This window comes from Paracoccus niistensis, assembly GCF_042432925.1.
GTDB lineage: Bacteria > Pseudomonadota > Alphaproteobacteria > Rhodobacterales > Rhodobacteraceae > Paracoccus > Paracoccus niistensis.
Genome location: NZ_JBHLWE010000001.1, coordinates 1 through 8,337 on the forward strand (window position 1 = coordinate 1; position 8,337 = coordinate 8,337).

Annotated in this window: 6 protein-coding genes and 2 pseudogenes; 2 read left to right on the forward strand and 6 right to left on the reverse strand. The window is 62.2% G+C overall.

Annotation, left to right across the window (positions count from 1 at the left end):
- Nucleotides 1-725: 725 nt before the first annotated feature.
- The 3 genes from ACFFII_RS00005 to mmsB form a co-directional block, all read right to left on the reverse strand.
- Entirely contained in the window at nt 726-1,928 is a 1,203-nt protein-coding gene (locus ACFFII_RS00005) for an ABC transporter substrate-binding protein (protein ID WP_377696835.1), read from the reverse strand.
- 107 nt (nt 1,929-2,035) lie between these two features.
- Nucleotides 2,036-3,538, reverse strand: coding sequence for a CoA-acylating methylmalonate-semialdehyde dehydrogenase (locus ACFFII_RS00010; protein WP_377696836.1), 1,503 nt, complete (start codon nt 3,536-3,538; stop codon nt 2,036-2,038).
- 24 nt (nt 3,539-3,562) lie between these two features.
- Complete coding sequence (mmsB, locus tag ACFFII_RS00015; RefSeq protein ID WP_377696837.1) at nt 3,563-4,459, reverse strand: 3-hydroxyisobutyrate dehydrogenase; 897 nt, start codon at nt 4,457-4,459, stop codon at nt 3,563-3,565.
- Nucleotides 4,460-4,653: 194 nt separating this feature from the next.
- Between mmsB and ACFFII_RS00020 the strand changes: the two genes are divergently transcribed.
- A complete protein-coding gene (locus ACFFII_RS00020) occupies nt 4,654-5,538 on the forward strand; it encodes a LysR family transcriptional regulator (RefSeq protein ID WP_377696838.1) in 885 nt (294 codons plus the stop codon).
- Nucleotides 5,539-5,665: 127 nt separating this feature from the next.
- On the opposite strand, the pseudogene ACFFII_RS00025 reads toward ACFFII_RS00020, so the two are convergent.
- Both ACFFII_RS00025 and ACFFII_RS00030 read right to left on the reverse strand, forming a co-directional pair.
- Nucleotides 5,666-6,825 (reverse strand): annotated as a pseudogene (locus tag ACFFII_RS00025) (IS3 family transposase).
- Nucleotides 6,826-6,901: 76 nt separating this feature from the next.
- Nucleotides 6,902-7,042: pseudogene (locus tag ACFFII_RS00030) on the reverse strand (IS6 family transposase); the annotation flags it as partial.
- 224 nt (nt 7,043-7,266) lie between these two features.
- Between ACFFII_RS00030 and ACFFII_RS00035 the strand changes: the two are divergent.
- Nucleotides 7,267-7,386 carry a transposase gene (locus ACFFII_RS00035; RefSeq protein WP_377696840.1) on the forward strand — a complete coding sequence of 40 codons (120 nt, stop codon included), beginning with the start codon at nt 7,267-7,269 and terminating at the stop codon, nt 7,384-7,386.
- Between the two features lie 13 nt (nt 7,387-7,399).
- Here ACFFII_RS00035 and ACFFII_RS00040 read toward each other — a convergent pair whose 3' ends face one another.
- On the reverse strand, nt 7,400-8,086 hold the full coding sequence (locus ACFFII_RS00040; protein WP_377696839.1) for a toll/interleukin-1 receptor domain-containing protein: 687 nt from the start codon (nt 8,084-8,086) through the stop codon (nt 7,400-7,402).
- Nucleotides 8,087-8,337 lie beyond the last annotated feature (251 nt).

Here is an 8,337-nt window from a genome sequence, read left to right on the forward strand (position 1 = left end):
GTCCGCGCGGCCTGAGCCTGAAGGGGAAAGGGGCACTCACGCCTCAAGCCGCCTTTCTGCAACAACGCCTCCTGAACGGCAGCTTGGACGGCGCCATTGTCACCCCCTGCCACCTCGTGCAGGCAGCCCAGTGCCAAGCCGCCTCCCGGTTGCCTGTGGACCAGCTCTGGCAGGCCGAAGGGAAGGACGCCCAATGCCCGACTTCCTTATCTTCGAGGCGCGCGATCTGCGCACGCAAGTGGGCAAGGGCAGGGGCTGAGGACATGAGAAGAAGGGCTCTTAGTTGAGGGCTTGCAGATGTGCTGTCAAACAAATGCGAACTCGTCTCAATGTTTGCAGCCGGGCCGCCTCTCAGGCGGCGCCGAGCTGACGCCACTCGGTGAGAGCGGCGGTACGGCTGCCGGTGTTGTCAGAGGAATCAGATGGTGGCGGCTGCTTCCGCTCCTTTGGGATACCTGAGAGTGCAAAAGCTTGTGCTGACAGGGATTCATCCCTTCAGACCGCCGCCCGACCGCTCCACATCGCCACCTTCAGTCTAGCTCAGATGGTTCCTCTGACAAAACCGGGCGGCCCACTGAAGCCGGCAAGTGGGGTCGCGGCATCATGCTACAAGAATCGGCCTTCAGATCCCCGAAACTTCGGCACGCAAAGCTGCCGTGCCCATCCAAAGAAAAGTGCCGGCAGGGGGCTGCCGGCACGTGCGGAGATAGCCTTGTGCTGCTGAGTCAGCTTGTGACCATGGAACATGTGGATTGCTCCAAGGGAGCCGCCGTCTGCTCAGCCGGAATAGTGCTCAGGATCTTGAAGTAATCCCACTCGCCGGTCGACTCTTCGGGGGTCTTGACCTGGAACAGATACATGTCGGTAATCATCCGCCCGTCCTCGCGGATGCGGCCGTTCGGGGCGAAAGCGTCGTTTACCGGCATTTCCCGCATTTTTGCCGCAACAGCAGGGCCCTCGTCGCTGTTCAGCTCGTCGATTGCGCGCAGGTAGTGCAGAACCGAGGAGTAGGTGCCAGCCTGGATCATGCCCGGCATCCGGCCGGTCCGCTCCTTGAAGCGCGCTGCAAACTCGCGGCTCGCGTCATCACGGTCGTGGTAAAACGAGGTCGTGCCGGTCAATCCCTGCGCGGTGCCAAGGCCCATCGCATGAACATCGCTGATGACGATGTTCAGGGCAGCGATAGTCTGGCCTGCCTGTGCGATGCCGAACTCGGCCGAGCCCTTGACCGAGTTCACAGTGTCCGCGCCGCCGTTGGCGAGGCCTACGACCTGCGCGCCTGAGCTCTGTGCCTGCAGCAGGAAGGACGAGAAATCCGTCGTGTTCAGTGGATGACGCACCTCGCCGACGATGTTGCCACCTTGCGCCTTCACCGTGTCGCTCAGGCTCTTGGCCATCTGATGACCGAAGGCATAGTCCGCGGTGATCAGGAACCAGTTGGACTTGCCCTGATCGACCAGCGCCGATGCGGTTCCGACCGACTGCGAATAGGTATCCCAGCCCCAATGGAAGCCGGTGGGAGAGCAGGCAGCGTTGGTCAGCTCGGTTGTGGCGGGCGCCGACATCAGGGTGATCTTGCCCAAGTCCTTGGCCATCGTCGTCACAGCGATTGCGGCAGCTGAGTTGGTCATGTCGGCGATGGCATCCACGCCTTGTGTGTCGAACCATTGCCGCGCGGTGGACGCGGCGATGTCGGCCTTGTTCTGGTGGTCGGTCGAGATGATCTCGACCTTGATGCCGCTCTTGCCGCCGTTGAATTCCTCAACAGCAAGGCGAGCCGCCTCGACTGAAGTCGGGCCGCTGAAGTCAGAATAGGGACCCGACAGGTCGGTCAGGACGCCAATGCGGACCACGCCGTCCGAGATCTCGGCATGGGCGAGGGCGGTTGTGCCGAGCAGGATGGCGGCGACACCAATTGCGATCTTCATGTTTCAGGTTCCTCCCATGATAGGCCGGGTTACGCCGCTCTTTTTCAAGGGCGGCGATGCATCCGGCACCGTCCCGGCCGAGAGAGCCGGCGCCGGAAGCGCCGAGATCAGCTATTGCTTGGGAAGGACATCGACAGGCCCTGGTCCACCGACTCCGGATCAGGCCAGCGGTGCGATACCGTCTTCATCTTCGTGTAAAAGCGCGCAGCATCCGGGCCGAACATGTGGGCGTCGCCGAACTTGGACCGCCGCAGGCCGCCGAAGTTGTGGTAGCCGACGGGGATCGGGATCGGGACATTGACGCCGATCATGCCCGCCTCGACCTCATTGGCGAAACGCTGCGAGGCATAGCCGCTGCGAGTGAAGATGGCGGCCCCATTGCCGAACTCATGCGCATTGACGATGTCCAGCGCCTCGTCCAGGTCCTTTGCCCGCATGAACGCACGGACCGGGCCGAAGATCTCCTCCTGCCACAGATGCATGTCCATGGTGACATTGTCGACCAGCGAGGGGCCGCAGAAATACCCACCCTCGAAGCCCTCAACCTTCAGGTCGCGCCCATCGACGACCAGTTCGCCGCCTTCCTGCACTGCCCGCTCAATGGCGTCATTGACGGACTTCTTCGCCGCCGCCGTGACCACGGGGCCAAAGTCCGCGCCTTTTGTGTCGTAGGAGCCGACCTTCAGCCTGCCGATCAGCGCCACGACCTTCTCACGGAGCGTGTTGGCAGTATCCTCGCCCACCACGACCGCGACTGAAACCGCCATGCAGCGCTGGCTTGCCGAACCAAAGCCCGCACTTACGAAAGCCGAAGCCGCCTGGTCCAGATCGGCATCGGGCATGACGATCATGTGGTTCTTGCCGCCAGTGTAGGAAGCCACGCGCTTGTTGTGCGAGGTGCCCTTCTGGTAGATATATTCGCCGACGCCGGTCGAGCCGACAAAGCTGATCGCGCCGATAGCCGGATGTTCGAGGATTGCGTCCACGATCTCCTTGTCGCCGTTCACGACGCTCCAGACGCCATCAGGCAGCCCGGCCTCGGTCCAGAGCTTGCTCAGGTGCGCGGCCGCACCCGGCACCCGCTCGGAGGGCTTCAGGATCACGGCGTTGCCGGTCGCAACCGCCATCGCCGTCATGGCCAGCGGCACCATGACCGGGAAGTTGAACGGCGCGATGCAGGCGACGATCCCGACCGGCTGGCGGAACGAGAACATGTCGATGTTGCCGCCGACATTGCGGGTGAACTCGCCTTTGGTCACATGCGGTTCGGCTGCGGCGAATTCCAGCGCCTCGAGCCCCCGGCCAATCTCGCCCTTGGCGTCGTCCAGCGTCTTTCCGTTCTCCTTGCCGACCAGCTCGGCCAGGATGTCGGTGTCGCGGATAACCAGTTCGCGCATCTTGAAGATGACGCCGATCCGGCGGGCGTGGGATGAGTTACCCCAGTCCCGGCCTGCCTTGCAGGCAACTTCGCAGACCCGGTCCAGGGTCGCGCGGTCGGCATAGTGCAGCTGATAGGCGACCTCGCCCGTGGCGGGGTTATAGACCGGCCCGGTGCGTGTGCCGAGGCCCGGGTCGAAAGCTCCGCCGATGAAGTGATTAGCGCCGTCCATGTCTTCCTCCGTTCGTCGGGCCGCTCAGGCGGGCCGAGTGAAAAGTTTCTGAATGCTGGAAAAGTCGGCGCGGACAGCGTCCTGAGCACGGCCTGCCTGCATCATGTACATGCTTTGCGCCAGGGCCCCGAAGGGCACCGACGCGCCTGCGTCACGCGCGTTCGCCACGGCGAGGTTCAGGTCCTTCAGCATCAGGCCCAGTTGGAAGCCGCCAGCATAGTCCCGGCTGGCAGGCGTATCAGGCATGACGCCGGGCCAGGGATTCCACCGGTTCAACACGAAGCTGCCAGCCGAGCTGTTGGCCATGATGCTGGACAGCTTCTCGGGATCGAGCCCTTGCGAGATCCCCAAGGCCAGCGCCTCGGCCGTGGCAGCCATCACGACGGCTGCAGTCATGTTATTGCAGAGCTTGGCAACCTGCCCCGCCCCGTTGTCGCCCGCATGGACGATCAGCCGCCCCATATTCTTCAGCACTGGCTCGGCGCGGGCGAAATCCGTCTCGGAGCCGCCGACCATGAAGGACAACGTCCCCTCTGCCGCGCCCGTCGGTCCGCCCGAGACTGGGGCGTCGATGATCCCAAAGCCCTTGTCTGCCGCGGCATGGGCAATCCGGCGGGTGGTGTCAGGACTGATTGTCGAGCAGTCGATCAACAGCGGTCGTGCGGACAGCTGTTCGATCAAGCCTTCCTCGCCCAACATCACCCCCGACACGATCGTATCGTTCGGCAGCATGGTGATAGCGAACTCGGCGCCTTCCGCCGCCTCGATCGCGTTCTCCGTCGCAGTGGCACCCTCGCTCGCCAGCATGGCGCAGGCTTCAGCGCTCACATCAAAGACGCGCAACTCGTGGCCGGCTGACAGCAGGTTCCGCGCCATGGGCGCGCCCATGGTTCCCAGTCCGATGAAGCCGATGATCGCCAATTCGTTCTCCTCCTGAGCTCAATCGGAGCCAGGATCCGCAGTCCGGGTGAAAGCCCTTGTGCGTATCCATCCCGCGTCGCGGCGTTGCCTTCCCCTGCAATGCTGCGCTGGCTGAAGACCTACCAAATGTCAGACTTCCAGAGTAGATAACGAATGCGCAGAGAGGCTGTGCAAATCTGCACAGGGGTAAGCCAATGGAGTGGGACGACCTGCGTCATTTCGTCGAGCTTGTGCGCGCTGGCACCCTGAGTGGGGCTGCCAAGCGGATGGATGTGACCCACACAACGATTTCACGCCGGCTGCAGCGTCTCGAGCAACGGATAGGGGAGCCGGTTTTCAATCGCACACCGCAGGGCTACACCCTGACGGCACGCGGCGAGGCGTTGTGGGTCGAGGCGCAGCGGATCGAGGCCGCATTCGCTCGCATAGGTCAGCACCTGCCCGAAAGTCCCAGCAGCATATCCGGCATTGTGCGGATTGGCTGCACTGAAGGCTTCGGAACACGGATTATCGCACCACTGATCCTGCATCTTCAGGAAAAATACCCGGCGCTGCAGATCGATCTCATCGTTCAGCCCAGGCCCATCCAGCTGACGAAGAACGAAGCGGATATCCTCATCACCATCGACCGTCCCGAGCGCGGACCCTATACAATCGCCAGGTTGACGGAGTATTCCCTGCATCTCTATGCGGCGCCTGACTACCTCGATCGATCAGGACCGGTGTTGCAGCAAGAGGACCTCACCTCACGCCGCCTGATCGGTTATGTAGAGGAACACAGTCCAGCTCGTGACCTGCCCAGTGCTAATGAATTTGGAGCGGCAGGCCCTCTCTCAATCCGGAGCACCAGCATCATCGCCCAAAAGGAGATGGTCGCCTCCGGCGCGGGGATCGCGCTTCTGCCCGATTTCCTCGTTGGCGAGGACGACGGGCTTGTCCGCATTTTGGAACAGGTCGTCTTCTACCGCAGCTTCTGGATGATCGTGCCATCCTCGTTGCGCCGAGTCGCCCGCATCCGGGTTGTAGCCGACACCATCGCTGAACTTATCCGCGAGCAACGGCCGCGGCTATTCCGCTGATGGCCTGCCCCAATGAGGTGGTCCGTTTCCAATCTTAGTGCATGACGGGTTGGACTTCACCCCGTCTTTGGTCCGGGCTTCATGCGACCTTCCGGGCTGCTGGTCCCACCCCGGAGCTTGGACCGGATCAGATGAGAACCTCCGGCGGGTTGGCGGCTCGGGGCGGCGCCTCGAGCCTTGATATCATGGTCTGCGGTGACCTGTCACCGATTGCGCCATGGGGTCTCACTTCGTTGTAGTGGCGGCGCCAGTGCTCGACCTTTTCCTGCGCATCGGAGAGGTCCAGGAACCAATGCTGGCCCAGGCATTCCATCCGCACGATGGCGTTGAAGCTCTCGGCGTAAGCGTTGTCGGTGGGTCTGCCCGGCCGACTGAAGTCCAGCACAACGCCCTTGCCGTAAGCCCAAAGGTCGAGTTCCTTTGATGTGAACTGGCATACCTGATCCACGCGGATCGCCTTCGGGTGTCCGTATGTTCGGCAGGCCTCGTCAAGCGCGGCGATCACCTCCATTGCCGTAGCAGACCGGCAGACGCGCATCACCGGGCACACTCGGCTCCAGGTGTCGATGACAGTCAGCACCCAGAGCCGCTTGCCCTCGAACGTCTCGTCGGACATCCAGTCCATGCCCAGACCTGTTTGGGTCCGGTGGCATCACTGCGATCGCTGCGAAGCTTCGCCATCACCCGCCTCCGCGGCGGCTTCAGCCGCATCTGCAGCCCTTCAAGGTTGTCTGACCGCCTGACCCGCTTGATGTTCACCGGCCAGCCCTCCCTTCGCAGCAGGATGTGAATACGGCGGCAGCCGTAGCGCACATGGGTCTCCGCCAGCTCGCGGATGCGCTTTCTCAGAACGTCCTGCGGCGGCCGCTTCGAGGCGTAATGGTAGGTCGAGCGCGGCGCCGGCAACGCCCGGCACGCCCGTCGGACGGACACCCCGAACACCGTCTTCACGAAGTCGATCATCTCGCGACACCGGGTCGGGGCTAGATCTTTTTTCGGATCACCTCCGTCAGCATTTCCTTGTCGAGGCTCAGATCGGCGACCAACCGGCGCAACCGCGCATTGTTCGCCTGCTCTCTCGGACCAATGGCGTTCGCAGGCTCACTCCTCAAGTTGCCTCAACCTGCGGACCTCGGAGGGCATCAGCCCGCCATAGACCTTCTTCCAGCGGTAAAACGTGGCCTGGCTCACGCCCATCTTGCGGCACACCTCTTCCACTGGCGTCCCCGTCTCGGCCTGCTGCAAGGCAAAGGCAACTTGCTGGTCGGTGAACTTCGATTTCTTCATCGGCTACGGCCCTCCAGGGTGCCCCATCGTAGCCGGAAAACTCTCGCTCAGAGCGGCCCAATCTTCCGGGAAGGGACCAGCTGACCTCGATGCCGCGCTCGTGCAGCAAGTCCTCGACGTTCCTGAGCGACAGCGGGAAGCGCACGTAGAGCATCACGGCCGGGCGGATGATCTCGGGAGAGGTCTTGAAGTACCAGAAGGGCGAGCGCTGGGCCATACCGGAAGGGTAGGGTGGTCGCTTCCGGTCCTACAAGCCGGATTTATCTGACAGTGCCCTTACTCTACCCACCCCGCTGCGTGAATCCCGCGGCACCCCGAGTTCTGCAACAACGCCGCGCGAAGCGCTGACCGGCGCAGGGATTGAGCCGGTCATTCCGTCCAAGTCCAACCGCCGCTTCCCTGCCGAGTTCGATGGGGGACACCTAAAAGTGGTGCCACCTGATCGAATACTTCTTTGGAAAGCTCAAGGAATACAGAGGTATTGCGATGCGCTGCTGCAAGACTGACGAAAGCTTCAGCGCCTTCATTGCCCTCGCAGCAACCGTCATCACGCTAAGGTGAACGTCAACAAGCCCTAGTTCGTGCCAGCGGCCTCGCCGGCCACGTCGGACAAATATTCGATCAGCTCATAGTAACGATCTTCGTCCAAATGATGACGCGAGCCAGGACGCAACTCATCATAGAGCTTGATTGGCGATTGGCCGATCAGGCTCTCCCATATATCCGCATACAAGGTGCCGTCGAGCTTCGGAAAGTAACCGTCACGGTGTTTCTTCGATGCTATGAATTGGTGGACCTTTTTGCTCGAGAGGCGTAGCTGAAGGACACGCTGATGTTCGTCGAAGGGAAGCGGCTTCTCGGCCCTTGTGGCGATCTCATTGACAATCTGGCGGATGCCGCGGGGATGCGTGTTCTCTTCCCATGTCGGCAGCGACGCCGCTTGGAGCGAAGCGAAGGGCTCAGGTAGCGGCGTCGAGTCTAGACGTAGCTGGAGCAGCTTCCCTCGGCTTCTAGCGTCCTCGGCCTCACGAAGCACCCATTCCCTGTCCACCGAGTTGCAGCTCCACAGGACGAGCACGGAGGCGGCAGAGACAAGATTATTGAGCAGCACGTCGGTCCAAGGAGCGGAGAGTTCAATTCGATCATCCCACCACGCGACCATATCCCGCGCTGCGAGGGTGCGGGAGAGGCGACGAGCGACTTCCGTGTCGGCCCGGGCGTAGCTAATGAACACATCGGGTCCTGCCATCATCATCTCCATTGGACCGTTGGCGGCAGTATACCAGAAGGGGCTTCGGACGGTATAGACGAACTGGCGTTGGCCGTGGTACCCTTGCTGGTATGACCTGCCTCCCGGAACGTCCCTCGGTTTAACGTAGAGTTTGCTTCATCATGCTCTGCCTACCAACTTTGGACCGCCCGAAGGTGGAGTTTCCGGGCTTGGTCATGACGACGGGCTGGTGACGCCGTCGGGAAAGTGCGGCGCGCTCGGGACGTTGTAGCCGATGGCGC

Excerpts from the sequence above, each read along its gene's own strand:
- ACFFII_RS00010 (WP_377696836.1), bottom strand. The coding sequence starts at position 3,538 with ATGGACGGCGCTAATCACTTCATCGGCGGAGCTTTCGACCCGGGCCTC.
- ACFFII_RS00040 (WP_377696839.1), bottom strand. The coding sequence starts at position 8,086 with ATGGAGATGATGATGGCAGGACCCGATGTGTTCATTAGCTACGCCCGG.
- ACFFII_RS00020 (WP_377696838.1), top strand. The coding sequence starts at position 4,654 with ATGGAGTGGGACGACCTGCGTCATTTCGTCGAGCTTGTGCGCGCTGGC.
- ACFFII_RS00005 (WP_377696835.1), bottom strand. The coding sequence starts at position 1,928 with ATGAAGATCGCAATTGGTGTCGCCGCCATCCTGCTCGGCACAACCGCC.